The following is a 24840-nucleotide window of genomic DNA, read 5'->3' as shown; positions in this document are numbered from 1 at the left end:
GAGTGTTCGGCCCATCGCGTTGGTCAGGCCCGAGATCGCATCAGTGTAGAGGCGTGGACGTCACGCCGACTGGCAACCGTGACGGGCGACGAAGCTGGCAGATGAGTATTCTCCCTCGATTTGCGCCATTTTGTATGCCGAGGGACGGGGTCAAAACGAATGATCCCGCCGAGTTGAAAGGGCAAAACAGCAGCCAAATCTGCCCGCCGGACGCGACTCTAAGGTCCGACTTCAATCTGACTTTGGATCAGCGACAGCGTTGCACTTATGACCATTGAGCATGACAGAGATATCGTCAGCGCCCCGACCGAGCTGATGAAATTCGAAACCCGCCATGTGCCGGGCGCGCTGAAGCTGTCGCAGGAGATGGTTTGGCCTTATCGGCGCGACGACTGGGAATTTGCCGCGACGGTCGGCAATGGCCTGGTCCTCGAGCGGGCAGGCGAAGTGATCGGCACGGCGATGTGGTGGAACTACGGACAGGCCTATGCCACCGCCGGGATGATTATCGTCACTGGCTCCGCGCAAGGTGGTGGCCACGGCTCGCGGCTCCTTAATGAGCTGCTTGAGGCGACGGACGGGCGCAACGTGCTGCTCAATTCGACCGAAGAAGGGCTCACGCTCTACAAGCGACGCGGCTTCACCGCTTGGGGCACCGTGATCCAGCACCAGGGCCCGCTGACCGTCGCCGTGACGCCGAATGCCCGCGACGACATCCGTTCGGCAAGCGTCTCCGACCTGGCGGCGATCCAGGTCTTTGACAAAAGCGCTACAGGCATGTGCCGGCCGTCGATGGTGGCTGCACTCGCTGATGTGGGCAATGTATTGGTCATCGAACGCGCGGGACGGGTTGCGGGCTACGCCATCGCCAGGAGGTTTGGGCGTGGCTACGTGGTCGGCCCTGTTGCAGCCGAAAGCGCCCAAGACGCGCGGCTGCTGATCCTGGCTCAGCTTTCGAAGCTTCACCGGCAATTCGTGCGCATTGACGCCTATGCCGAACACGGATTGGGCGGCTGGCTGGAAAGCCTGGGCCTCAAGCAGGTCGGTTTTGCGACCGCCATGGTCAAGGGGCGGCGGCCCGTCTCCGATGGGCCAGCCGGTATGTATGCGTTGGCAAACCAGTCGTTTGGTTAGGGCCAGTCGTTTGGTTAGGGCCAGTCGTTCGGTGAGGGAATGAGGATACGGAAAAGATGGACACAAACTTAGAAGTGCGGGAAGCGGCCAGAACGATCGACGCCCTCATCACCCCGTCGCTGCTTCTGGACCGAGGACGGCTCGAGCGCAACATCCATCGTCTGGTCGAGCACGCCAGGAAGCTTGGCGTCGTGCTGCGCCCGCACATGAAGACGGCTAAGAGCATCGACGTCGCCCGACATTTGTTCCCCCGCGAACCCGGTCCGATCACGGTCTCGACCATCGCCGAGGCGGAGTATTTCGCAGGCCACGGCTTTCGCGACATCACCTATGCGGTCGGCATGTCGCCGGCTTCGGCCATCCGCTCCATGGAGCTTTGTCGCCGCGCGGGCGTCGATCTGAAGCTGCTGCTCGATACTGCGGAGCAGGCTGATGCTTTGGCGGACGTGCGCGAAGCCACCGGCGTGGCGCCGTCCGTCTTCATCGAACTGGATTGCGACGACCATCGCGGTGGACTGAAGCCGGACGATCCCAAGCTGCTCGAGGTGGCCAATAGGATCGTCGCAGCGGGCGCCAACCTCGTCGGCGTCCTCGCCCATGCCGGCGAGTCCTACGGCTTGAGCACGCCCGATGCGCTGGTCAAGGCAGCCGAGGACGAGCGTTCGGCCACCGTGCGCGCCGCCGAAACTTTGCGCGCTCACGGCCATGCCTGCCCAATTGTCAGCCTCGGCTCGACGCCGACGGCCCACTTCGCCGAGAATCTGGAAGGCGTCACGGAGTTGCGCGCCGGGGTCTACATGTTCTTTGACCTCGTCCAGCACGGGGTAGGGGTCTGCGGTCTCGACGATATCGCGATTTCCGTGTTGGCCACCGTGATCGGCGCCAAGCCGGAAAAGGGATGGGTGTTGGTCGACGCGGGGTGGATGGCGCTTTCGCGCGACCGGGGAACCGCGAACCAGAAGGTCGACCAGGGCTACGGCGTGGTCTGCGACGAAAACGGGCGGGTGCTCGAAGATGTGATCGTGGCGCAGGCCAGCCAGGAACACGGTATCCTCGCCATTCGTGCCGGTTCTGGAAAGTCCATGCCCGAGCTCCCTGTCGGCACGCGAGTCCGGATCCTGCCCAACCATGCCTGCGCGATGGCCGCCCAGCATGACTTCTACAGCGTCGTCAACGGTGAGGACCCGGAGATCGAAGCGCGGTGGGAGCGGATCCGCGGCTGGTAGGAGCTCCCATCTCCACGCTTTGCATGGCGCCCATGCAAACTGACGCTCTGTTGGAGCAAAAAATGAAACTTACCTCCTATTGGCTCGATACGTCTCAGCCGTTTGCTCACGGCTCGTCCAATTCCCTCGAAGGCCGCTACGACGTGGCCGTGGTGGGTGGCGGCTTGACCGGATCCTCCGCTGCGCTGGCGCTCGCCAAGAAGGGCGCCCGGGTTGCCCTGCTTGAGGCCGAAACGATCGGCAACGCCGCATCCGGCCGCAATGGCGGGATGTGCAACAACGGCTTTGCCCAGAACTACGCGATCATGGCCGGCAAGCACGGCAAGCCGGCCGCTAACGCGCTCTACAAGGCTTTCGACGCCGGCGTCGATATGGTCGAGCGGTTGGTGCAGGAAGAAAAGATCGACTGCAGCTTCTCTCGCGTCGGCAAGCTCAAGCTTGCCGCCAAGCCTGAGCACTACGACATGCTTGCGCGCAGCCAGGAACTCCTCGCGACCAATGTCGATCCCGGAACGAGGATGATCGCGCGCGCCGACCTGCGAACCGAAGTCGGCACCAACCGCTACTATGGTGGGCTGCTCTTTCCCAAGAGCGCCAGCATGCATGTCGGCCGTTTCGTCCGGGGTCTGGCGACCGCGGCGGCGCGGCGGGGCGCAGAGATCTATGAAAACGCCCCCGTCATGGCTCTGCGCAAGGTCGCCGCCGGGCATGAGGTCGAGACCCCGCGGGGCAAGATCGTCGCGCGTCAGGTCCTGCTGGCGAGCGGCATTTCCCAGGTCGGTCCGCTCGGATGGTTCCGCCGCCGCATCGTGCCGGTCGGCGCCTTCCTGATCGTGACGGAACCGCTGTCGCCTTCGCAACTCGAGCGCCTCATGCCGACCCGACGCAATGTCGTCGACACGCGCAATCTCGTCGTCTATTGGCGGCTGACGCCGGACAATCGCATGCTGTTCGGCGGGCGGGCCCGGTTTGCAGTATCCAATCCGCAGTCCGACGAGAAGAGCGGCCAGATCCTGAAAACGGCGATGGTCGAGGTCTATCCCGAACTGGCCGACATCCGCATCGATTACTGCTGGGGCGGCATGGTCGACATGACCCGCGACCGCCTGCCGCGCGCCGGGGAGCGCAACGGAATCTACCACTCCATGGGCTATAGCGGCCACGGCACCCATATGTCGACGCTGATGGGCAGCATCATGGCCGATGTCATGGACGGGCGTCCGGACCTGAACCCCTGGAAGGATTTCGACTGGCCGGCGATCCCTGGATATTTCGGGCGTCCCTGGTTCCTGCCGATCCTCGGCGCCTATTACCGCATGAAGGACCTTGTCACATGATTTCGCCCCTCGAACACCTGTCCCGCAACGGCCGCCTGGACAAGTTCTTCATCGACGGTCAATGGGTCGAGCCGAGGGGCACCGCCCAGAGCGTGGTCGTGAATCCCGCCACCGAAGAGGTCGTGGCCCGGTTTCCGCTCGGAAACAGCGCGGACGTGGACGCGGCCGTTTCAGCGGCCCGCCGGGCGTTCGCCACCTGGAGCCGTACCAAGCCGGAATACCGCGCGGGTTTGCTTGATCGCCTGCAGGCGCTGCTCGAAGCGCGCAATGAACTGCTTGCGCAATGCTTGAGCCTCGAGATGGGCGCGGCGATCGGATATGCGCGCACCGCGCAGGTGCCGCTCGCGATCGCCCATGTGCAAGTCGCTCGCGATGTCCTGACAGCCTTCCCCTTCGTCGAGCGGCGCGGCCACACCGCCGTCACCCGCGAACCGATCGGTGTCTGCGCCCTGATCACGCCTTGGAACTGGCCACTCTACCAGATCACCGCCAAGGTTGCGCCGGCGCTCGCCGCAGGCTGCACGGTCGTGCTGAAGCCAAGCGAGCTCTCTCCTTTGGACGCCCTGCTGTTCGCCGAGGCGATCGAGGAAGCCGGCTTCCCTGCCGGCGTCTTCAACCTCGTCAACGGTGACGGCCCAGGCGTGGGTATGGCTCTCGCCTCCCATGCGGATGTCGACATGATCTCCATCACCGGCTCCACCCGTGCCGGCATCGCGGTGGCCCAGGCCGCCGCGCCGACGGTCAAGCGCGTCGCGCAGGAGCTCGGCGGCAAGTCGCCGAACGTGATTCTGCCCGACGCCGATCTCGATCGTGCCGTTTCGCTGGGCATAGCCGCCGCCTTCCGCAATCTCGGCCAGTCATGCAGCGCACCGACGCGTATGATCGTGCCGCGCGTGCGGCTGTCCGAGATCGAGGCAATCGCCAAGAGGGCCGCAGCCCAGATCATCGTCGGCGATCCTCTTTCAGAAGCCACCACCCACGGCGCAATCGCCAACCGGTCCCAGTTCGACCGCATCCAAACCATGATCGGCGTCGGCATTTCGGAGGGCGCTAGGCTGCTCACCGGCGGGTCGGGTCGCGCGGACGATCTGAGCGTCGGGTTCTATGTGAAGCCGACCATTTTTTCCGACGTGGTTACGAGCATGCGCATTGCCCAGGAAGAGGTCTTCGGGCCAGTTATCTGCATCATCCCTTACGACACAGTCGAGGAGGCCGTCACTATCGCCAACGATACGGTCTACGGCCTGGGGGCCCACGTGCAGGGCGAGGATATGGGCGCCGTCAGGGACGTCGCCTCGCGGATTCGCGCCGGTCAGGTTCATCTCAACTACCCGGCCTGGGATCCGCACGCCCCGTTTGGCGGTTTCAAGCAGTCCGGAAACGGACGCGAATATGGCATCGAAGGCATGTTGGAGTATCTCGAGGTCAAATCCATCCTCGGCTATTTCTAGACGACATTTTCGCCACGCGCAGAGGGCAGCGGCATTTCGGTGTTTTGCACCGAATATCGCCGGCATCCGGCAAGTGGCGGCGATTTTATCGTCGTCAGGGATGGCGGCAGTTGGCGGGCGACGAGATAGCACTGCGAAAGGGCGTGCTGATATGGCGGTCGACCGGAGGGCCTTCTGCTGAATGACCATGCATTGCGGCACATTCTGCCAGACGCCTGCGATTATGCTCGGCTGATAGGGCAGATTGACAGGAACCAAGGACATGGATCGCTTCCGGCCGAAATACGTGACTTTTGATTGCCACGGCACGCTCATCAATTTCCAAATGGCGGAAGCCGCCAGGGATCTGTTCGGTCATCTTCTGGATGGGCCGCGCATGGATGAATTCATCAGGAACTTCCAGGGCTACCGCCTCGACGAGGTGATGCAGGACTGGAAGCCCTATGCGGACGTCGTCCACAATGCGCTCGAGCGCACCTGCCGCCGCAACAGCGTCGCATTCCGTGCCGAAGACGCCGAAACGATCTACAACCGCATCCCCACCTGGGGGCCGCATCCGGACGTCCCAGAGGGATTGGCCAAACTGGCCAAGGAAATTCCGTTGGTCACCCTGACGAACTCCATGGTGGCCCAGATTCCGTCGAACGTGGCAAAGCTCGGTGCGCCCTTTCATGCCGTCCTGACCGCTGAAGAGGCGGGTGCCTACAAGCCGCACTTCAAGGCGTTCGAATATATGTTCGACATGCTGGGTTGCGGCCCGGAGGATATCACGCATGTGTCCTCGTCTTTCCGCCACGACCTGATGTCTGCCTATGATCTGGGGATCAAGAGCAAGGTCTGGGTCAATCGCGGCCATGAGCCTGCCAACCCCTACTACGAGTACACGGTAATCCGCGATGTGACGCAGCTACCGAGCGTTTTCGGACTCTGAGGGCGAGGATGGGCCGGGCCTTGCAGGGTAGGGCGCATATTTTTGCGAGCTGCCAGGCGGCGCCGTCTCAAATACCCGCGAGAAACAGAACTGCGGGGCGTCATCGCTGGAGCGCTCCATCTGTCGAAGCATATCCTTCAGCCGATAATAGGTGCCCACCATTGGCAGGAACCACGGCTTGCCGGTATGCAGCGGGACGGCATTCCAGTCCATGCCACCGATTGGGTTGGTATCCGTGCGGCCCTAGCAATGTCCGCTAGCACACCTCCGATTAGCGTCGAGAGCTGCCCGCCATGTCCTGAATAGCCCATGCCGTAGATCAGGCCATCGGCGGTGCCGGCGCGCGGATAGCGGTCTTGCGTGCAGCCGACGAGACCGCCCCAGCAATAGTCGATTTCGACCTCGGCCAGCCGCGGGAACACGTCGAGCATCTGCTTGCGCAAAAGCTCGCCGGACGTCCCGTCTGCCTTCTGGTTCGAGGCGGCCGAGAACTTCGCCCGCCCGCCGAACAATAGTCGGTTGTCCGGGGTGAGCCGGAAGTAGTTGGCGATGTTGAGCGAGTTCGTGTAGTTCCGATTGCCCGGCAGGGTTGCCGCGACCTCCTCAGGGGTCAGCGAGCGCGTCACGCCATCGGACTGAACGACCTGGGGATCAGCAATGCCGCATGGCGCCGCGCACCTGTCCAAGTACCCGATCTCAGCGAAGGAACACCCTCTGCCGTTCAGAAGATCGTCCTCGGCGCCGGATATGGCGGCGTCAGGTATCTCTTGGGACTCAACGTCGATGACTCGGTCCGGCCGCGCGGTAAACTCGAAGTGGCATTCGCAACCGCGCAAACGGTCTCCTGGCCGCGAGGCGGTGGCAGGACGTTTGGCGGAGTAAGTTTTTGCGCTCGCAACCAACGCAAATTGGGCGTATCGTGGCATATCGTCGATTGCTAATGATAAGCCGGCGACTGAGAGCGCAAGACTCCCGCACCGGACTGGGCGCGCTAGATCCACACTACTCGTCGCGCTCACGAGACCACCTGCCTCTGCCGAAACCTCTTTTGCCCGGTTCCGGCCAGAATTGCCTTTTTGCAGTTCGGAAGAGAGGAGGTTCCGATTCAGATCATGCAATCCCGCCGCCGATTCCTGGCCGGCGCTGCAATGACAGGCGCTGCTGGAATCGTCGGTCTTCCCGAGTCACTCCACGCGGAACCGCCGCTGGAAACGACCACGGTTCGTCTGCCGCAGTGGGTTGGTGGTTCCTACTGCTGGGCAGGCGCGTACATCGCCGGAGAACTGATGCGCGCGGATGGTTTCACCGACGTTCGCTACGTAGAAGCCGACAGAAGCGTCGACCAATCGGAATGGATCGCACGCGTTGAGACCGATTTCTCTGTGAACTTTCCGCCGAATCAGATCGCGTCGATCGATGCCGGCGTGCCGATCAAGGTGCTAACCGGGTTGCACTCGGGATGCCTCGAACTGATCGCCAAGGAGAGCATCCGCAGCGTCGCGGATCTGCGGGGCAAGAGGGTGGGCGTGGATGGTTTCAATAACTCGCGACACGTGTGGCTGACTCTCATGTCCGCTTATGTCGGGCTCGATCCCGTGAACGATATCCAATGGGTCCTGACTGAAGACGCCACCCCGACGGAGCTCTTCGTCCAGGGAAAGATCGATGCATTCCTCGGCACGCCGCCCCAGCCGCAGGAGCTGCGCGCCAAGAAGATCGGCCACACGATCCTCAACAATGCCGTCGACCGCCCATGGTCACAGTATTTCTGCTGCATGATCTCCGCGACGACGGACTACGTGACCAGGCACCCGGTGGCGACCAAACGGGTCTTGCGATCCATCCTCAAGGCTGCCGACCTCTGCGTGTCGGATCCGCGGTGGGTGGCCCGACAGATGGTCGATCGCGATTTCGTCCCATCGTATGACTACGCGCTGCAAACGCTGAAGGATATCCGGTACGACCGGTGGCGGGATTTCGATCCTGAAGACTCCCTGCGGTTCTACACACTGCGCATGCAGGAGACGGGCATGATCAAGTCGAGCCCGCAACAGATCATCGCCAACGGAACCGACTGGCACGTCCTTAACGAGCTGAAGCGCGAGTTGAAAACCTAATCCCATTTCTCTCGAAGGGAGGACCGTCCGATGCAGATCATCCAGAATCGCCGCACTTTCGTGGCGGCCGCCGCGGCGGCCGGCGCTGCGAGCTTTTTCGGAACGGCGACAAAGGCGTGGGCCGAGCCACCGCCTGAGACGACGCGGATCCGGCTCGTCCGGATTCCCAGTATCTGTCAGGCCCCCCAGTATGTAGCCGAAGAACTGCTGCGCAGCGAAGGGTTCACCGAGGTGCACTACGTCCAAAAAAAGGGGACCGCAGACATCGCGACGGCCCTCGCCTCCGGTGAAGCCGACCTCAATGGGCATTTCGCCGCCCCGCTCCTTCTCCGCCTGGAGGCGGGGGATCCCATCGTCATCCTGGCAGGACTCCACGTCGGCTGCTTTGAGCTGTTCGGGACCGATCGCGTCCAGGCGATCCGCGACCTCAAGGGGAAGACCGTGGCCGTGCCGACGCTAGATTCCAGCCGATACGTCTTTCTCGCCGCTATGACGGCGTATGTGGGCCTGGACCTCCATAAGGATATACACTTCGTCACGCATTCGGGACCCGAGTCCATCCGGCTCCTAAGTGAGGGGAAGATCGATGCCTACCTAGGCTTTCCCCCCGAACCGCAGGAAATGCGGGAGCAGCAGATCGGCCATGTGGTGATTAGCAGCACCGTGGACCGGCCCTGGTCCCAATACTTCTGCTGCATGCTGGCTGGGAACCGGGAGTTCGTCCGCACGAATCCGGTGGCCACCAAACGCGCCCTCCGCGCCATCTTGAAAGCGGCGGATTTCTGCGCCAGCGAGCCCGAGCAGTCCGCGCAGTTCATGGTGGACCAGGGCTATACTAAGCGCTATGACCATGCCCTCCAGGTCATGAAGGCGATCCCCTACGGTTGGCGTGAGTATAGCGCTGAGGACACCGTGCGCTTCTACGCCCTGCGCCTCCACGAGGTCGGGATGCTCAAGAGCACCCCCCAGAAGCTCCTGGCCCAGGGCACCGACTGGCGTTTCTTAAACGAACTGAAGGAGGAGTTGAAGACGTAGGCAATCGCCACACGCCGTCGCCCTATCGAGGGAAGGAGAGGCTTATGAAGATCATCCAGAACCGTCGCCGTTTCCTAGCCGGCGCTGCGTCAGCCGGCGCCGCGGGCCTTATCGGCACCTCGACGCAAGCCTGGGCTGAGCCGCTGCCGGAGACCACCTCGGTCCGCCTGCCGCGGTACATCGGCGGCGCCTATTGCTGGGCGGGCCTGTACCTCGCCGGTGAGATGCTGAGCGCCGAGGGGTTCACCGATGTCCGCTATGTGCAAGGTGACAAGAAGGTTGATCATTCGGCGTGGATCGCAAACGGCGATACGGATTTCAGTGTGAACTACGTGCCGATTCATCTGGCGTCGATCGATGCAGGAGTGCCGATCAGGGTACTAAGCGGACTGCATTCCGGGTGCCTCGAACTGATCGCCAACGACAGCGTCAAAGGCATCTCGGATCTGCGGGGAAAGCGGGTTGGGGTCTTTACGCTTGATTCGCCGCAATACGTGTTGGTTTCTCTGATGGCCGCCTATGTTGGGCTCGATCCCGTCAACGACATCGAATGGGTCATCGAAGAGCACAATTTTGCGGAAGGCTTCGTCGAAGGAAAGTACGATGCAGTGCTCGGCCAACCGCCCCGCACGCAGGAACTTCGCTCCAGGAAAGTAGGCCACACGATCCTCAACTCGACCACCGACCCGCCCTGGTCGCAGCATTTCTGCTGTATGATTTCCGCGACTGCGGATTATGTCGACAGACATCCGGTGGCGACGAAGCGCGTGCTCAGGGCCATTCTCAAGGGCGCCGACCTCTGCGCGTCGGATCCGTCGTGGACTGCAGGGCAGATGGTCGATCGAGGTTTCGTCCCCAGCTACGAACTCGCGCTGCAAACGCTTGGCGACATCCGGTACGACAGATGGCGGGATTTCGATGCCGAAGCCTCGATGCGCTTCTACGCGCTGCGCATGTACGAAACGGGCATGATCAAGTCGAGCCCGCAAGAGATCATCTCCAGCGGGACGGACTGGCGCTTCCTCGACGAGCTGAAGCGGGAGTTGAAGACATAGGTAATCGCCAACACGCCGTGCGCCCTATCGAGAGAAGGAGAGGCTATGCAAATCATCCAGAGCCGCAGGCGCTTCTTGGCCGGCCTTTCGGCAGCTGGCACCGCGAGCCTCGTTGGGGTCCAGCAATCGCTCCCCGCAGAGCCACCGCCGGAAACGACTAGCGTCCGCCTTGCAAAGATCAGGGGCATCTGCATCGCGCCTCAATATGTTGCCGAGGAGTTGTTGTATGCGGAGGGCTTCGCCGAGGTTCGCTATGTAATGACTGAGACAGCCGCGGGGCAATCTGACGCGGTCGCGAGTGGCCAGGTGGACTTTACTTTGAATTTCGCCGCGCCGCTTGTGGTGACGATGGATGCAGGGGGCCCGATCGCGGTGCTGGCCGGGGTGCACCCTGGCTGCTTTGAGCTATTCGGAAACGAGAATATCCGCGGGATTAGAGACCTGAAGGGCAAGAGTGTCGGCGTCCAAGCCTTGGGCTCGAGTCCGCATGTATTTTTGACGGGCATGGCGGCCTATGTCGGACTGGATCCACTGAAGGACATAAATTGGGTCACCAGCCCGAGCATCAAACCAATGACGCTCTTCACGCGAGGGGAAATCGATGCGTTCCTCGGCTTTCCGCCCGAGCCTCAAGAACTGCGCGCCCAAAACGTCGGCCACGTAGTAATCAACAGCGCCGTCGATCGTCCCTGGTCGCAGTACTTTTGCTGCATGCTGGCCGGCAACGCCGACTTCGTTCACAACAATCCGATCGCGACCAAGCGCGTCGTCCGCGCCATTCTGAAAGCCACGGACCTTTGCGTCTCTGAGCCACAGCGCGTCGCACGACAGATCGTCGATGACGGATTCACGGCTAACTATGACTACGCACTGCAGACGATGACCGACGTGCCTTACAACAAGTGGCGAGAATACGATCCGGAAGACACGATCCGGTTTTACGCGCTGCGACTTCAAGAGGCTGGCATGATCAGGTCGGGCCCCCAGAAGATCATCGCAGACCGTACCGATTGGCGGTTCCTCAACGAGCTAAAGAGAGAGCTGAAGACGTAGACCTATCGCCGACACGCGGTGCCTTTTTCAAGGGAAGGAGAGACTCGTGCAGATTGTCCAGAACCGTCGCCGTTTCCTTACAGGGCTGTCTGCGCTCGCAGCCGCGGGTCTTGCAAAGGGCCGCAACGCGGCCGCCGCCGAAGCTGCACCTGAAACCACGATCGCCCGCTTTGCGGCGGCGCCTGGTATCTGCATCGCTCCGCAGTACGTCGCCGAGGATCTGATCCGCGCAGAGGGGTTCTCAGATTTCGGCTTCGTGGCCGCCGAGGCCGGCATCGCCCAGACCGAGATGCTGGCGCGCGGCGACATCGACTTCGGCATTGACTTTGCCACGGCCCTAATCATTCCGGTCGACACTGGCGCCCCGATCAAGGTGATCTCCGGAGTGCATGTCGGCTGCTACGAGTTGTTCGGACGCGAGGACATCAAGAGCATCGCGGATCTCAAGGGCCGCAAAGTCGGCGTCGGCGGCAATCTATCGTCGGATCCGCATATCTTCGTCAGTGCCATGGCGACCTATGTCGGCCTCGATCCGCAACGCGACATCGAATGGATCGTCGGCGAGGCAAAGCCGGCGGAGCTCTTCGCCGAGGGCAAGGTCGACGCCTTCCTGGCTTTTCCGCCTGAGGCTCAAGACCTCCGCTCCCGCAAAGTCGGCCACGTCATCCTCGACAGTTCCAAGGACCGGCCGTGGTCGCAATATTACTGCTGCATGCTGGCGGTCAACGCCGCCTATGCCGAGAAAAATCCAGCTGCCACCAAGCGCGTCATCCGGGCCATCATCAAATCGGCCGACATCTGCGCGGCCGAACCGGAACGGGTGGCACGCCTCCTGGTAGATGGCGGACGCACCGAACACTACGACTACGCCGTGCAGGCGCTCCGCGAGCTCCCATATTCCAATTGGCGCGACTTCGATCCCGAGGACACGATGAGGTTCTTCTCGCTGCGGCTGCATGAAGCCGGGATTGTCAAGTCGAGCCCAAACGAGATCATCGCGAACGGCACCGATTGGCGCTTTTTCAACCAGGTCAAGCGCGAGATGAAAACGTGAGCGAGTGGCCGGCGCGCATCTTGCTGCTTGCGCTGATGGCCGGGCCGGCACATGCGCATGACGCGCCGCACGAGGAGCGCCTGCCGACGATTGGACAGGCGCCGGACTTTACCTTGGTATCGCAGGACGGTGTGCGAGTGTCGCTGCACGACTTTCGCGGCAAGGTGGTCGCCGTCTCATTTATCTATACGTACTGTACCGACGTCTGCCCCATGCTGACTGCCCATATGGCCAGCGTGCGGGAAAAGTTGGGTAGTGCGTTCGGACCCAAAATCGCCTTCGTTTCGATCACCGTCGACCCGGAGCGCGACACGCCCGATGTTTTGAAGGAATATGCGCAGAATTTTGGCGCCGATCTGAAGGGCTGGTCGTTTCTTACCGGTGATCCGGCGATTGTCCATGAGGTTGGACGGAAATACGGGGTCATCGCGAAGAAGGCGGCGAACGGAGATGTCGACCATACCTTGTTGACGTCGCTCGTGGACCCCGGTGGCATCTTGCGAGTACAGTATCTTGGTGTCCGGTTCGACCTGGAGGAGTTCCGGGATGACCTTCTCAGCCTCTTGGAAGAATCCAAATAGCATAACGAACCGGCTCGTTGGCTGGGTTGCCCGGCTGCCGGCGCGCGTCCAGACCAAGCTCTTGATCGCGTTCCTGTCGATCGTCGGCCTGCTGATCGTGCTCGGGGCCGTCGGGTTGCAGGTGCTGAGTGGGGTGAACGATCAGACCAACGAGCTGATCAAGCTGCAGCGCAGGATCGCGGCCTACCGCCAGGTACAGCACGATACGACCACCCAGCTCTACGGCATCTCCACCGCCCTGTTGCTCCAGGACGACCGGATGCTGGATGCGGCGCTGCGCCAGCTCAATCAGTTCGGCTACGACCTCGACCGCATGGAGTTCGTCGCCGAGAGTGAGGCGGAAGTGCTCGGTCAGGTCCGGCAAGAGTACGAACGGCTTACAGATGGGGTGACGCACGTGGCAGAGCTCGTCCGCGCCGGCCGCACTGGGGAGGCGCGCAAGGTTCAGCTCGATAAAATCATACCGTCGGCTGATCGCCTTGAGCGGCTGACAAACCAGCTGGTCAACATGGCCGAAGCCGACATGGTGGCGGCAATCGAAACGACCGAGGGTGCGTACGGCACGTCCAGACTGATCGTGGCCTCGTTTGCGGTGGGCAGCATCCTGCTGGCGTTGGGGCTCGGCTACATCATCTCCTGGTCGTTGATTGAACCGGTCAAGAAGATCGAGATGCGTCTCAGCCAGATAGCGGCCGGCGACTTCGCCCAACAGGTTGCCGTCGCCAACCGGGACGAGCTGGGAGCGCTTGCGGACAATGTCAACCAGACATCCGAGCAGCTGGGGCGCCTGTATCGGGAGATTGAGGCGCGCACCCAGCAGCTCGATGAAGCTCTTCAGCAGCAGACAGCTACTGCAGACGTTCTGAAGGTCATCAGCCGCTCGACCTTCGATCTGCAGGTCGTGCTCGATACGTTGGTGGAATCGGCTATCAGGCTCTGCCGTGCCGACAAGGGTGGTATCGTGCAGTCGCTGGATGGCGTATTCCGCTATGTGTCGGCGCATGGCTACCCGCCCAGTTTCCGTGCTTATGTGGACGCCAATCCAACTCCGGCCCTTGCCGCAGGCCGAGGCTCCGCCGTAGGGCGCGTAATCGAAGAACGGCGGATCGTCCAAATCGAAGACGTGACGGCTGATCCGGACTACCGCGTTGCCTTGATCGCCGAGGCAGGCGGCTTCCGCACCGTCCTCGCTGCCCCGCTGTTGCGGGAAGGTGATCTCGTTGGCGTATTCGTCATGACGAGGGTTGAGCCGCAACCTTTCAATCCCAAGGAGATCGCGCTCGTCGAGACATTCGCCGACCAGGCCGTGATCGCCATCGAGAATGCGCGGCTCTTCGAGGCGGTGCAGTCACGGACTCGCGAGCTTGCCGCGTCTGTTGGTGAGCTCGAGGCTCTTGGTGAGGTGAGCAAGGCGGTCAATTCGACGCTGGATCTCGACACGGTGCTGAAGACGATCGTTGCCAAGGCGGTCCAGTTGTCGGAAACGGATGCTGGCACCATCTACGTGTTCAGCAGCACGCGGCAGCAATTCCGTCCGCGCGCAAACTTCGGTATGAGCAATGAGCTTATCGCCGCAGTCTCGCACCAGACGATCGGGCTGGCCGACATGGGGATCGGCGACGCGCCCGGGCGCTGCATGCCGGTGCAGTTTCCCGACCTCAGCGAGGAGACCTCATCCTTCCTTGTAAGAAAGACGATCGTCGACGCCGGATATCGCGGTATCCTGATCGTTCCGCTGCTGAGGCCCAACAAGATCGTCGGTGCACTGGTCGTCAGGCGCCACAAGCCAGGTGCCTTCGATGAGCAAGTTGTCCACCTGCTGGAGACCTTCGCAGCCCAATCGGTGCTCGCGATCCAGAATGCCAAGCTGTTCCGCGAGATCGAGGAGAAAGGCCGGGAGCTGGAGGCAGCCAGCCGCCACAAGTCCCAGTTCCTCGCGAATATGAGCCACGAGCTCAGGACACCGCTCAACTCGGTCTTGGGCTTCACAGAACTGCTGGTCGACGGCATCTACGGCGAACTCCCGGACAAGGCAAAGACGACCGTCGCGCGCGTGCAGGCAAACGGTCGTCACCTCCTCGGGCTCATCAACGACGTACTCGACCTTTCCAAGATCGAAGCCGGCCAGCTCACGCTGGCGATCGAGGACTACTCCGTCGCGCAGATTGTTCGATCGACCGTTACGGCTGTAGAGCCGCTGGCACGGGCGAAGGGTCTTGAGCTTTCAACGACTGTTGCCGAGAACCTTCCAATCGGCCGCGGGGACGAACGCCGTTTGACGCAGGTTCTGCTCAACCTTGCAGGCAATGCCGTCAAGTTCACCGAATCGGGTGCGGTCGACATTCTTGCCGATGCGGTCGACGGGCACTTCGAGATGACCGTCCGAGACACCGGTCCCGGCATCGCGTCCGAGGACCAGGCTCTCATCTTCGAAGAATTCCAGCAGGTCGACAACAGCAGTACCAGGCAGAAGGGCGGTACCGGTCTTGGCCTGGCGATCTCGAAGCGCATCGTCGAAATGCATGGCGGAACCATAGACGTCGAGTCCGTGATCGGGTCAGGGTCGACATTCCGTCTGAAGGTACCAATCCGGGTGAATGAGGACGTGAGGGCCGCATGAGCAAACGAATCCTGATGGTGGAAGACACCGAGGACAACCGCCAGATCATCCGCGATCTCATTGCCACCACCGAATACGAACTGATCGAGGCGGCGGACGGCGCCGCCGGCATCGCCGCAGCCGGAGCGCACAAGCCAGACCTGATCCTTATGGACATTCAGCTCCCTGTGATTGACGGGTACGAAGCGGCTCGCCGCATCAAGGCCGACCCGGCGCTCCGGCACATTCCGATTATCGCCGTCACCTCCTATGCGTTGTCGGGCGACGAGGCGAAAGCCCTTGCTTCTGGGTGCGATGGTTACATTGCCAAGCCATTCAGTCCGCGCCAGCTGCTTTCCGAGATTCGCGGGTTCCTTTCTTGAGGGAGGCAGCGCCGTGCACGATCCGCCTCGCATTCTCGCGGTCGATGATACTCCGGAAAACCTCGAGATCCTGCGCATGCGCCTCGAGGCGAATGGCTACGAAGTTGCAACCGCCGCCGATGGTGAAGAGGGGCTTGCGAAAGCCCGCGAACTCACGCCGGATCTGATCCTGCTCGACATCATGATGCCGAAGCTCGACGGCATCAGTGTGGTACGCATGCTCAAACACGATCAATCGCTGCGATCGATCCCCGTTATTCTGGTCACCGCAAAAGCCGACACGCGCGACTTGGTCGAGGGGCTGGACGCCGGTGGCGACGACTATCTGACTAAGCCCTTCGAGCACAGGGCGCTGTTAGCGCGGGTGCGCTCGATGCTGCGCCAGAAGGCGCTTCACGACACTGTCGCGAGCCAAGCCAAACGCCTTGAGGACCAAGCCGCGCAACTTTCCGACTGGAATCGCTCGCTCGAGCAAACCGTAGCTGAGCAGGTGACGGAGCTCGAGCGAATGGCGCGGCTTAGGCGGTTCCTGCCCGAACAGGTCGCCGACCTCATCGTTGCGGCGGGCAATGGTGATGCGCTCTTGCAGAGCCACCGTCGCGAGGTGACCGTTGTCTTTTGCGATTTGCGCGGCTTTACAGCCTTCGCGGAGACCGCCGAACCCGAAGAAGTCATGACAGTTCTTGCCGAGTATCATTCCTGTCTTGGTGAACAAATTGTCCGCCACGAGGGGACTCTCGAGAGGTTCGTGGGCGACGGTATCGTCGTGGTTTTCAACGATCCACTCCCATGCGCCGACCACAGCGAGAGAGCTGTCTCAATGGCTGCTGCGATGCGTGACGCGATTGACGGGCACTCAGAGCGATGGCGCAAGCGGGACTATTTGCTTGGCTTTGGGATCGGCATTGCCAGGGGCCACGCAACCATCGGGCGCATCGGTTTTGATCGGCGCTCGGACTATGCGGTCATTGGCACCGTGTCGAACCATGCCGCCCGATTGTGCGAGGCCGCCAAGTCCCGCCAGATTCTCGTTAGCCAACGGGTCCTCGGCGCTGTCGAGTCGCTGGTCGAATCCGTTCTTGTTGGCGATCTGACGCTGAAGGGTTTTCGCCGCCCAATGCCTGCCTATGAAATCGTTCGGTGGTTCGGTCGGCCAGGCTAGCTTTAGACGCACTCCGGTCTCTTCCGGACGATACGACCCGCGTCGAACCGTCGGCAACCATCGACCGATCTCGAATCGCTGCAACAGGGAAGCGGTCGCTCCGCGAGAAACAACCCAATGGCAGCCTATGTGAAGGGTTGCGGATGCCGGCCATCCACGTGGTGCCTGGCGCCGGGGCCGGCGTCCGCAACCCTTCACAAAACGCGACGTCTGAGTAGTGGTTCGGCGATGACCGCTCTTGGGCGGCGAAATTCAGCTGCGGTCGCGAAGAAGTTTTTTCAGATGCATTCGCTTTCAGACGCATTCGAATAGTGAGAGTTCACCAAACATCAGGCTGCTGGCGCACTGCGAGTAATTGAAACTGTTCAAATTGAAAGCTGAGAACCAAAAGTGCGAAGTTGAGAGCTTCGGGGAATGTTGAGCCAGAGCACGCCCACTCAGCCCGGGAGGCCGGCAGCGCAGTTGGCAGCTTAAACCTGAAAGCCCCCCGGTTCTGCGCGGTTCGTGCGCCATCGAGCCGAGGCAGAGAATATTGGGGCAGGGTAGATTGGCCGAGGGAGAGGACCTGAAATCCAACCTTCTCCACGATCCGCGATCACCTTCGTAGTCGGGGTGTTCGGCTGATGCTGTTCAGTCGACCTGTTCAATCTGCGGACCTGGGTCAACCGGCGGAGCCGGCGTGCAATCCTGCCCCTTGCATTCGTCGACAGGATTATCGGCTGGTGGAAGGCAGTTTTGGCCCTCGCAATGAACTGCCGGCTCTGGCGCTTCCACATGGTTAGGCGGAACAAGCTCATCCTCAGCGCGAACTGCCGGCATTGCTACGCGGATCATGCCCGTACACAAGAGCGCAATTCCAAGCAATTTCATTTCCGCCTCTGTGCCTGCAGCGAGCTGTACCCTACACTTTCAAGCTGCGGACGCATCCTCTCACCCGCGAACGACGTTAACACGGAGTTTCAGTGCTGGCCGGAAGGGAGCGGGCCGAATGATCAGCCTGTCACATGTCGGACGCAGGCGGGATAGGCGGCTGCGGTCGATGCGGTGGGTCGGTCGCCTCAGCGGCACATCGGCGAGGGACGCTTGGATTGGCCGGAGCGGCCTAATCGGGGCGGTAGATGTGGTTGACGCGATTCCGCGCTGGCGCAGCGCGAGCGACATCTTGGCACCCAGGTCTCGGACTTCCATGGGCGCTCGTCCCGAGCAGCCCCGCGTAGTCAACTTAGCACCGGCGCTGCGTATTCTGCATTAGAGGAGAGGCGCGGGCTTCATTTGCTCGACCAATGCGGCGGGCCGCTGGGGAGGTTGAAATCTGCGGGATCTTACGAGTACAGCGATGGGTTACCTGGATAGCCGGCGGTTACCTCTCGGAGGCCCTAAGGCTCCGCGCCGCCTCATCGAGTGCCAGCGGATCGTCACCGAGGCGGTCGATGAGGTCTTGAGCTTGGTCGCCGGTGATGCCTGTTCTCATCGCCAGCGCTTCCGCTGCCTCAACATCCGATTGACCAGCGGCGCGCTTGCCTTTCTTCGCTCGGCTTTGGGTCTGCGCGGGAGCTGGTACATCGGCACCAGATATTGCCGGTGGACGAGCACCAAACAAGCGGTCTTCGTTCTCGATTTCGGCGGTCGCCTGATTCCAATGGCGCTCGTGCAGACCGTGCGTCTGGCCTTCTCGTTCCCAGATCTCATATGCGCGGCGCCCAATGCGTTCGTGTTTGTCGTCTGACATGTTCGTTCCTCCTTGTGGGTTTTCACCCAACGCGAGGGAGCGTTGGAACGATCCGACCCTAGACGCCGATTTCTGATGAAAGACGAACCCGACAGGCTAGCTCCCGTAAGACCATGCCTGCCGCGTTTGCAATGCCGCGATGCGTAGCCCGGAGCAAATCTTTGTGCGCTGCTCGGGAGCAACACCACGAGGGAACGCGGTAGCCTCTCCGATCGTTGACGGCTTTTGATCGAGCCGCCACGATGCCATCCACGTCGATACGCAAAACGGACTACGATCCGGAGAGCAGGGTCCTTTCGGTGTGGTTCGTGGCCAGCGCTAAGCGCTACGAGTTTGAGGACGTGCCGCCGGAGACCTTCGCCGCGTTCAAAGCCGCCTTTGCCAAAGGCCGCTATTTCAACGAGCACATCCGCAATCACTTCCGGTACCGTCAGGTTGCGCCGGCAACGATGCGGGATGACGGCAAGCTTTGAAGGCAGGAAGTCGTTCCAACTGAGTTTGGTAGACGTGCGCCGGCGAGGTGCGTGGAGTTGCTGCGCACCGGGCACACGACCCCCGCCTAACCCTCGTGCCCTGTGTACAATTGATCGCCCGCCGTGCCGAAAGGTGCAGCGGGCTTTTTCGAGTGGACCTGTTCACTCTGGCTAATTACGACTGCGCCGGCCCCGCTTGAGCCGCTGACGCCCGAGCAGCCGGCCGGCTGACCTCTCAGGACTGACGTCGCCGTGCCGAAGCTGCCAACTGCCGAATACGGATGGGTGGCTAGCTCGGTGCTTTTTCGTCACGCGCTTGGGAACCAGCGCCAGATAGGGAAGTTTGGCGTAAGGAGTTTCTCCCATGGCTGACGAGCAGGATAGAGCGCCGAACAGCCCTGAAATCGTCGTTCGACGCTTGGTCAAAGAAACCGGCATTACCGAAGAACAGGCCCGAGAGCTTATCTTCTTCCTCGGGCTCCAATGGGCATCACTGCTCCGGGAAGCAAAGGCCTAGCTGCAAAGCGGTAGGCGGGCTTGTCAGATATATAGTCGCCTGGTGAAGTAAGGCGTCTCGCCCGCCGTGCCGAAAGTTGCGGCTGGCTTTTTTTTGTTTTTCGAAATGTCCTGAATCGTATTAGTTGCGCAGAATGTTTTAGCCGGAGGGGGTGGTATGCCGATTTATCGAAAGGCTAAAGAATTTGGCGTCTTCAGTGCATCCGAAGTGGCTACGCTGGGCCGTGTGTTCGACCGGCTCAAGCGGGAGGGCGACTCCGAACATCGACGTGAGGCTCTCGCGTCCCGGATCCTTGCAAATTATACGGCCGGTATCACTGACGAGGACGAGCTTGTCTCAGCGTCAAAACTGCCGTTGGGTTGGTAGATGAACGCAAATAGGTCCTCCCACCGCTTTTCCGATCTTCGCTAGAACATAGGTTTAGCCGGAAGTTCGGGATGTGCAGCATGGTCTTGGTTCCCTCTCAAGATTGCTGCCGGTCTGGCGATGCTCCGATCAGCCCGCGCCCTCCCTCCGTGAGGCGCGGGGTTCTTCGTTCAGGTAACCGAAACGAACAAGGCTCTTCGGACGTCCCGCCCCTGGGACTGGGCAACGCGGCCTCGGCCTCGACGCCATCGGGCAGTGTTGCTGAATTCGCGATGATGCACGTTCATGCAACCACCGCCAGGTCTTCGCGTTAAGCCACTTCAATTCTGGAGAGCGACGAAGATGCCGGCGTTTATACCGATTACGATCTACCTGAATCACAAATCGATGCTGGTTGCGTCGATACCTGATGCTGAGACGGCGCTTCAGCAACCATGGCCATTCATGGACAAGCCGTCCCGACTTGAAGCAATCCGAATGATCGAGGAATGCCTGGCCGGACATTGCAGTCACCAGGCTGCGTTCGCTGCTTTCGAGGAGGCCGCATCTGAACAGGGCCTTCTCAAGCAAAAGCCTCCAAGCGTAGGCCTCAGGAAATTCGACGGGGTTGCCGAAGACCTGCTGTGAGGTGATGCCGCCCTCGACCTTGATCGCTGACAGGCCTCGCCCGGCCGGACTGGTCAGCATGATTTGCGGACTACCCGCCAAATCGAGAACTGGCTGGTGGTCGCTTATCAGCTCAGGAAGGGACTTAGGTCCTACTTTGAGTAGACCGAAGGCCAATCAAGGAACGTTTGCGGCCGCCTGAGGTTGGGTGAGGCTACAGCCCGCCGTGCCGAAAGGTGCGGCGGGAAGCCAGCAAGGGAGGAATGTGATCGCTATGTCGAACCGTGAGATTGGAGCGTCCCAGGCGCTGCGAATGCGCGTGGCCGACCTCAATGAGAATGCGCGGCGCCCGGATTACCGAGAACGAACTGAAGACCTTTCGAAAGGTCGCAGCGGTCCTGGAGGGCGGCAAGGGCAGAATCGATGCCGATGATTTGATTGCCGCATCCTTCGTCGTCGAGACGCTGGACTAACAAGAAGTGCTGCAATGTCCCTGTCTCCCAGCCTATTCTCTGTTGGCCTGGCTTTCCAATGCCCGCAGTGCAACTTCACCGTCATCAAGAACGGCAGCTGGTTCCAGGTCGTTTCCCATTACAAGTGCGACGGATGCGGACGCGAGATCCGGATTACCTATCCCGACAAGATTGCGATCTTCCAGAAGCACGCGCACTTGGCGACGCCCTCGGGGGCTCCGGAATCACGTTCCGTTCACTCTGGCTAATATAAGCCCCTCGCCTAGAATCTTATGAGTGCGTAAAATTGTAAGTTCCGGCGCCCGCCGGCTTAAATTCATTCCGCCGATGATGCCTACCTTGGTAGCCAAGCCGCCCCAAGGCGATGACTGGATGCATGAAGCCAAATTCGACGGCACCGCTCCCAGATCATCATCGATGCCGGCGATGCGCGGATTTTCACCCGCCGCGGACTCGACTGGACCTCCAAATACCGCGATCTGGTCGAAGCAGCCAAAGGTCTCAACGTACAGAACGCCATCATCGACGGCGAAGTCGTCGTCTTGAATGAGGCTGGCCTTTCGGATTTTGCCGCGCTGCGCTAGGCAATCACCAGGCGCCAGCACGACCTCTATTTCGTCGCGTTCGATCTGCTGCATCTCGACGGCCACGACTTGCGCGACATGGTACTAGAGGATCGGCGGAAATCCTGGCCGGCCTTATAGGGTCTGATGGCCGCATCCAGTTCAGTGAGACCATGCCAGGCGACGCTAACGCGATCATCTGATCGACGCGGCCGGGCTGGAAGGGCTGGTATCGAAACGTCGAGAAATATCGCAGCGGCCCGACTACCAATTGGCTGAAGACAAAATCCTTCACCGCAAGCGAGTTCGAGCTTCTCGGAGTTGAACGCGAGAGGGGAAAGCCGGCGTTTGCTCTGATGGCTGACCCAGGCACCCGAAAACATGTCGGCAGTGCGTTCGTGAGCGTCAACCACGAGATGCGGGCACGACTTTGGAAAAGAGTCCAGGAACATGCCGGGCCACCGCCCAACGACATGCCAAAGCGGCCGGCAACGCAGTGGGTCAAGCCGGGTATCAAGGCCCGTGTGAAACACCTCAGGGGCGAGGAAGACCTTCGGCACGCCTCGCTGCAGGACTTCTGGGAGGACTAGAGTCAAAATCAATCAAGCTGCCGCAACCGGGCGAGTCGCAGAGGCGGCCAGCTACTAACACGAACTCGCAGCCCGTCGTGTGCATCGGCCTGCCCGCACCTTCGTGCTCCCGGTGCCTCTGTCCCGGATGGTCGCACCATACGCCGCGCATCAGAAAAGCGTAGCCGGACATCGGCACGAAGAATCTCATACCGGTTACCAACGCGATCGAAAGCGTCTTCGCCACGGTGCGGCACCGGAACGTGCGCACCAAGGGCGCGCTGTCGCACAAGACGGCCCGTCTCATGGTCTTCAAACTGATCATGTCCGCCGCTAAAACCTGGCGTCGCCTGAAGGGCGAAAATCAGTTGCCAATGGTCATCGCTGGCGTCAAATTCACCGACGGAGTCGCCATAACCGCGACGCCCGATCATCGCGTCGCCTGATCGGCCCCGTCACCCAATTCCGGCCATAGCTCACCCATGTTATACCACAGCTTTGGTGGCTGACTCTCTGGGAGAGTTCAGTCCGGCCCGAACCATGACTCTCTGGTGCGAGGGAGGATCGCGCTATGGGATCAGCAGTGAAGATGCGGACGGACATTCGGCCGCGGAATTGCGGCGGCTGGCGAATGTCTCGAAGGACGCCAACCAGAGTCGGCGGCCGTTGTCGCTGGCGGCGGTGTTTGGCGGGATAAACCGGGAGGACGCGGCCCGGGTCGGCGGCATGGACCGCCAGACCTTGCGGGACTGGGCTCACCGGTTCAAAGCGGCGCCCCTCTAACCTGCGCGCCTACAACGCAACGCCGCCGAGCCCCTGCCGCTCATCTGACGAATTTGCGGACTGAATGCAGATGACAGGTATCGAGCAGGGGTGGGGTAGAGGCGGCCGCAAGCCGGCTCGGGGTCAAAAGCGCGCAGCGCAGAAATCTACCTAGTGTTCGCCGCTCAGCGCTCCTTACGCCACGGGGCTTCTTTCTCGACGCCGGTCGCGGTTAAACACCTACCACGTTGGCACATCGATGCCGTCGAGGGGGCATCCACCCCATCATTTATGTGCAGTACGACACCAGCATCATCCCATCATCCTGGCCGGCATTGAGATGGTCCATATGATGCGCAAACGACAGGTCAGGTTTGCCTTCAATCCAGCTCCGTCCCTCGCCGAGCAGTTCACGAGCCTGGCCGCATGACACCGCACCGCCAGTCACTGATTGCGGCCCCAGAAAGGTTTGCGGCAGAACCCTCTAAGACAGGTGCGTGTCCTACCTGGAGCCATCGCTCCGATAGCGACATCACAAGGCTCGGGGAGCCCGGATTTGTCGAGGCTGACCTGGTGGCGCACAGTGGACCGGTAGCGAGCGGCAGCTATATTCAAACGCTTTGTCTCACCGACATTGCAAGCGGGTGGACGGAATGCGCTCCCCTGCTTGTCCGCGAGCAGAAGCTGCTGTGCGAGGTGCTGACGGAATTGCGGCGGCTCCTGCCATTCAAACTTCTCGGGTTCGACACAACGACAGCGTGTTCCTGAATGAGACTGTGCGCGATTATTGCCGGGACGGCGGCATCGAGTTCACCCGCTGCCGGCCTTACCGGAAGAATGACCAAGCATTTGTCGAGCAGAAGAACGGCGCCGTCGTCCGCCGCATTGTCGGCTATCGCCGGCTGGAGGGACTTGAAGCCGCCGCAGGCCTCGCTCAGCTCTATTAGACGGTGCGGCTGTTCGTGAACTTCTTCCAGCCGTCGTTCAAGCTGGCTGAAAAGGAACGAGACGGTGCCCGGGTGCGCAAGCGGTATTATCCTCCGGCAACACCCTGCCAGCGGCTGCTGGAAGATCCGCGGACGCCGGAATCCGTCCGCATGGAGCTGTCGCAAATATATGGGCGGCTGGATCCCGTTAGGCTGCTGAGGGACATGAGATCCGCACAACGGCGTCTTGTCGCCATCGCCGATCAATCGCCCACGCAGGCGCCCTGGCCTCGCGCTGCGCTTTGGCTGGCGTCCGGCATTTGCCGTAGTCGTTGCGGCGCTCTATTTCTTCTTTGGATTTTCCACCTTCCCCTGGCCCGCCACGATCGCGCTAATTGTCACTCTGGCCTGGCGATGCGCCGGTCGCTCAGTTGCGCTGTTCTCGCTCTCAAGCTGCATCTTCATCCTATTGACGGGAATCTGGGAGCCCTTCATGCAGTCGGCATATCTCTGTGGCCTGGCAGTACTGTTGTGTTTGGCGATCGGTGGGGCTCTCGGCATCTGGGCGGCACACAGCGACATGGTCTCTCGGGTGCTGCGCCCTGTCCAAGACGCGCTGCAGACGATACCTCAGTTCGTCTTTCTCATTCCGGTTTTGATGTTCTTCAAGGTGGGGGAACTCACAGCTCTGATCGCGATCATGCTCTACGCGATCGTGCCGCCGATCCGTTACACCGA

22 protein-coding genes and 5 pseudogenes are annotated in these 24840 nt (G+C 61.2%); 24 read left to right on the top strand and 3 right to left on the bottom strand.

Going from position 1 to position 24840, the window contains the following annotated elements; translation table 11 throughout:
• The first annotated feature begins 267 nt into the window (after positions 1-267).
• The 5 genes from NMG80_RS23530 to NMG80_RS23510 all read left to right on the top strand — a co-directional run bounded on the left by NMG80_RS23530 (position 268) and on the right by NMG80_RS23510 (position 6079).
• A complete protein-coding gene (locus tag NMG80_RS23530; RefSeq protein ID WP_254020318.1) occupies positions 268-1134 on the top strand; it encodes a GNAT family N-acetyltransferase in 867 nt (288 codons plus the stop codon).
• Positions 1135-1190: 56 nt separating this feature from the next.
• Positions 1191-2360 (top strand): alanine racemase, encoded by a 1170-nt coding sequence (locus NMG80_RS23525; protein ID WP_254020317.1) that lies wholly within the window; start codon positions 1191-1193, stop codon positions 2358-2360.
• Between the two features lie 62 nt (positions 2361-2422).
• Complete coding sequence (locus tag NMG80_RS23520; RefSeq protein WP_254020316.1) at positions 2423-3697, top strand: NAD(P)/FAD-dependent oxidoreductase; 1275 nt, start codon at positions 2423-2425, stop codon at positions 3695-3697.
• A complete protein-coding gene (locus NMG80_RS23515; RefSeq protein WP_254020315.1) occupies positions 3694-5148 on the top strand; it encodes an aldehyde dehydrogenase family protein in 1455 nt (484 codons plus the stop codon). The genes NMG80_RS23520 and NMG80_RS23515 overlap by 4 nt, the downstream gene beginning before the upstream one ends.
• A gap of 262 nt (positions 5149-5410) precedes the next feature.
• The gene (locus tag NMG80_RS23510) at positions 5411-6079 is read left to right on the top strand and encodes a haloacid dehalogenase type II (protein WP_254020314.1); all 669 of its coding nucleotides are present in this window, start codon (positions 5411-5413) and stop codon (positions 6077-6079) included.
• 126 nt (positions 6080-6205) lie between these two features.
• On the opposite strand, the pseudogene NMG80_RS23505 reads toward NMG80_RS23510, so the two are convergent.
• Positions 6206-6702: pseudogene (locus NMG80_RS23505) on the bottom strand (NAD(P)/FAD-dependent oxidoreductase); the annotation flags it as partial.
• Between the two features lie 489 nt (positions 6703-7191).
• Here NMG80_RS23505 and NMG80_RS23500 point away from each other — a divergent pair.
• The 9 genes from NMG80_RS23500 to NMG80_RS23460 are packed head-to-tail and all read left to right on the top strand — an operon-like array spanning position 7192 to position 17118.
• Complete coding sequence (locus tag NMG80_RS23500; protein WP_254020313.1) at positions 7192-8196, top strand: ABC transporter substrate-binding protein; 1005 nt, start codon at positions 7192-7194, stop codon at positions 8194-8196.
• A gap of 30 nt (positions 8197-8226) precedes the next feature.
• Positions 8227-9231 (top strand): ABC transporter substrate-binding protein, encoded by a 1005-nt coding sequence (locus tag NMG80_RS23495; RefSeq protein ID WP_254020312.1) that lies wholly within the window; start codon positions 8227-8229, stop codon positions 9229-9231.
• Between the two features lie 44 nt (positions 9232-9275).
• On the top strand, positions 9276-10286 hold the full coding sequence (locus NMG80_RS23490; RefSeq protein ID WP_254020311.1) for an ABC transporter substrate-binding protein: 1011 nt from the start codon (positions 9276-9278) through the stop codon (positions 10284-10286).
• Positions 10287-10331: 45 nt separating this feature from the next.
• Positions 10332-11339 (top strand): ABC transporter substrate-binding protein, encoded by a 1008-nt coding sequence (locus tag NMG80_RS23485; RefSeq protein WP_254020310.1) that lies wholly within the window; start codon positions 10332-10334, stop codon positions 11337-11339.
• A 46-nt stretch (positions 11340-11385) separates the two neighbouring features.
• Positions 11386-12393, top strand: a complete 1008-nt coding sequence (locus NMG80_RS23480; RefSeq protein WP_254020309.1) for an ABC transporter substrate-binding protein — start codon at positions 11386-11388, stop codon at positions 12391-12393.
• Complete coding sequence (locus NMG80_RS23475; protein WP_254020308.1) at positions 12390-12974, top strand: SCO family protein; 585 nt, start codon at positions 12390-12392, stop codon at positions 12972-12974. Before NMG80_RS23480 ends, NMG80_RS23475 begins: the two co-directional genes overlap by 4 nt.
• Complete coding sequence (locus tag NMG80_RS23470) at positions 12940-15594, top strand: GAF domain-containing protein (protein ID WP_254020307.1); 2655 nt, start codon at positions 12940-12942, stop codon at positions 15592-15594. The genes NMG80_RS23475 and NMG80_RS23470 overlap by 35 nt, the downstream gene beginning before the upstream one ends.
• Positions 15591-15956, top strand: a complete 366-nt coding sequence (locus NMG80_RS23465; protein ID WP_254020306.1) for a response regulator — start codon at positions 15591-15593, stop codon at positions 15954-15956. The genes NMG80_RS23470 and NMG80_RS23465 overlap by 4 nt, the downstream gene beginning before the upstream one ends.
• Before the next feature lie 13 nt (positions 15957-15969).
• Positions 15970-17118, top strand: coding sequence for a response regulator (locus NMG80_RS23460; RefSeq protein WP_301943383.1), 1149 nt, complete (start codon positions 15970-15972; stop codon positions 17116-17118).
• 1360 nt (positions 17119-18478) lie between these two features.
• On the opposite strand, the gene NMG80_RS23455 is transcribed toward NMG80_RS23460, so the two are convergent.
• The gene (locus NMG80_RS23455; protein ID WP_254020304.1) at positions 18479-18847 is read right to left on the bottom strand and encodes a DUF2934 domain-containing protein; all 369 of its coding nucleotides are present in this window, start codon (positions 18845-18847) and stop codon (positions 18479-18481) included.
• A gap of 242 nt (positions 18848-19089) precedes the next feature.
• On the opposite strand from NMG80_RS23455, the gene NMG80_RS23450 reads away from it, so the two are divergent.
• The 4 genes from NMG80_RS23450 to NMG80_RS23435 all read left to right on the top strand — a co-directional run bounded on the left by NMG80_RS23450 (position 19090) and on the right by NMG80_RS23435 (position 21282).
• The gene (locus tag NMG80_RS23450; RefSeq protein WP_254020303.1) at positions 19090-19320 is read left to right on the top strand and encodes a KTSC domain-containing protein; all 231 of its coding nucleotides are present in this window, start codon (positions 19090-19092) and stop codon (positions 19318-19320) included.
• A gap of 364 nt (positions 19321-19684) precedes the next feature.
• Positions 19685-19837, top strand: coding sequence for a hypothetical protein (locus tag NMG80_RS23445; RefSeq protein WP_254020302.1), 153 nt, complete (start codon positions 19685-19687; stop codon positions 19835-19837).
• A 651-nt stretch (positions 19838-20488) separates the two neighbouring features.
• Positions 20489-20830, top strand: a complete 342-nt coding sequence (locus NMG80_RS37400; RefSeq protein ID WP_367185996.1) for a DUF982 domain-containing protein — start codon at positions 20489-20491, stop codon at positions 20828-20830.
• A 311-nt stretch (positions 20831-21141) separates the two neighbouring features.
• Complete coding sequence (locus tag NMG80_RS23435; protein WP_367185995.1) at positions 21142-21282, top strand: hypothetical protein; 141 nt, start codon at positions 21142-21144, stop codon at positions 21280-21282.
• 224 nt (positions 21283-21506) lie between these two features.
• Here the strand turns inward: NMG80_RS23435 and NMG80_RS37960 are convergent, their stop codons facing one another.
• Positions 21507-21920 (bottom strand): hypothetical protein, encoded by a 414-nt coding sequence (locus NMG80_RS37960; protein ID WP_436798663.1) that lies wholly within the window; start codon positions 21918-21920, stop codon positions 21507-21509.
• A gap of 281 nt (positions 21921-22201) precedes the next feature.
• Here NMG80_RS37960 and NMG80_RS37955 point away from each other — a divergent pair, with 281 nt between their 5' ends.
• From NMG80_RS37955 to NMG80_RS37395, 6 genes and pseudogenes are all read left to right on the top strand, one after another.
• Positions 22202-22435 (top strand): hypothetical protein, encoded by a 234-nt coding sequence (locus NMG80_RS37955; protein WP_436798662.1) that lies wholly within the window; start codon positions 22202-22204, stop codon positions 22433-22435.
• A gap of 197 nt (positions 22436-22632) precedes the next feature.
• A pseudogene (locus NMG80_RS23425) lies at positions 22633-22860 on the top strand (IS256 family transposase); the annotation flags it as partial.
• Between the two features lie 125 nt (positions 22861-22985).
• Positions 22986-23185, top strand: a pseudogene (locus NMG80_RS23420) (IS630 family transposase); the annotation flags it as partial.
• A 313-nt stretch (positions 23186-23498) separates the two neighbouring features.
• Positions 23499-23606: pseudogene (locus NMG80_RS23415) on the top strand (IS6 family transposase); the annotation flags it as partial.
• Positions 23607-23725: 119 nt separating this feature from the next.
• Positions 23726-24387 (top strand): annotated as a pseudogene (locus NMG80_RS23410) (transposase); the annotation flags it as partial.
• Between the two features lie 208 nt (positions 24388-24595).
• A partial coding sequence (locus NMG80_RS37395; RefSeq protein WP_367185999.1) for an ABC transporter permease subunit occupies positions 24596-24840 on the top strand: 245 nt, incomplete at its 3' end.

The organism is Mesorhizobium escarrei (assembly GCF_935825525.1).
Lineage (GTDB): Bacteria > Pseudomonadota > Alphaproteobacteria > Rhizobiales > Rhizobiaceae > Mesorhizobium > Mesorhizobium escarrei.
This window is presented reverse-complemented; position numbering and strand designations above follow the sequence as displayed.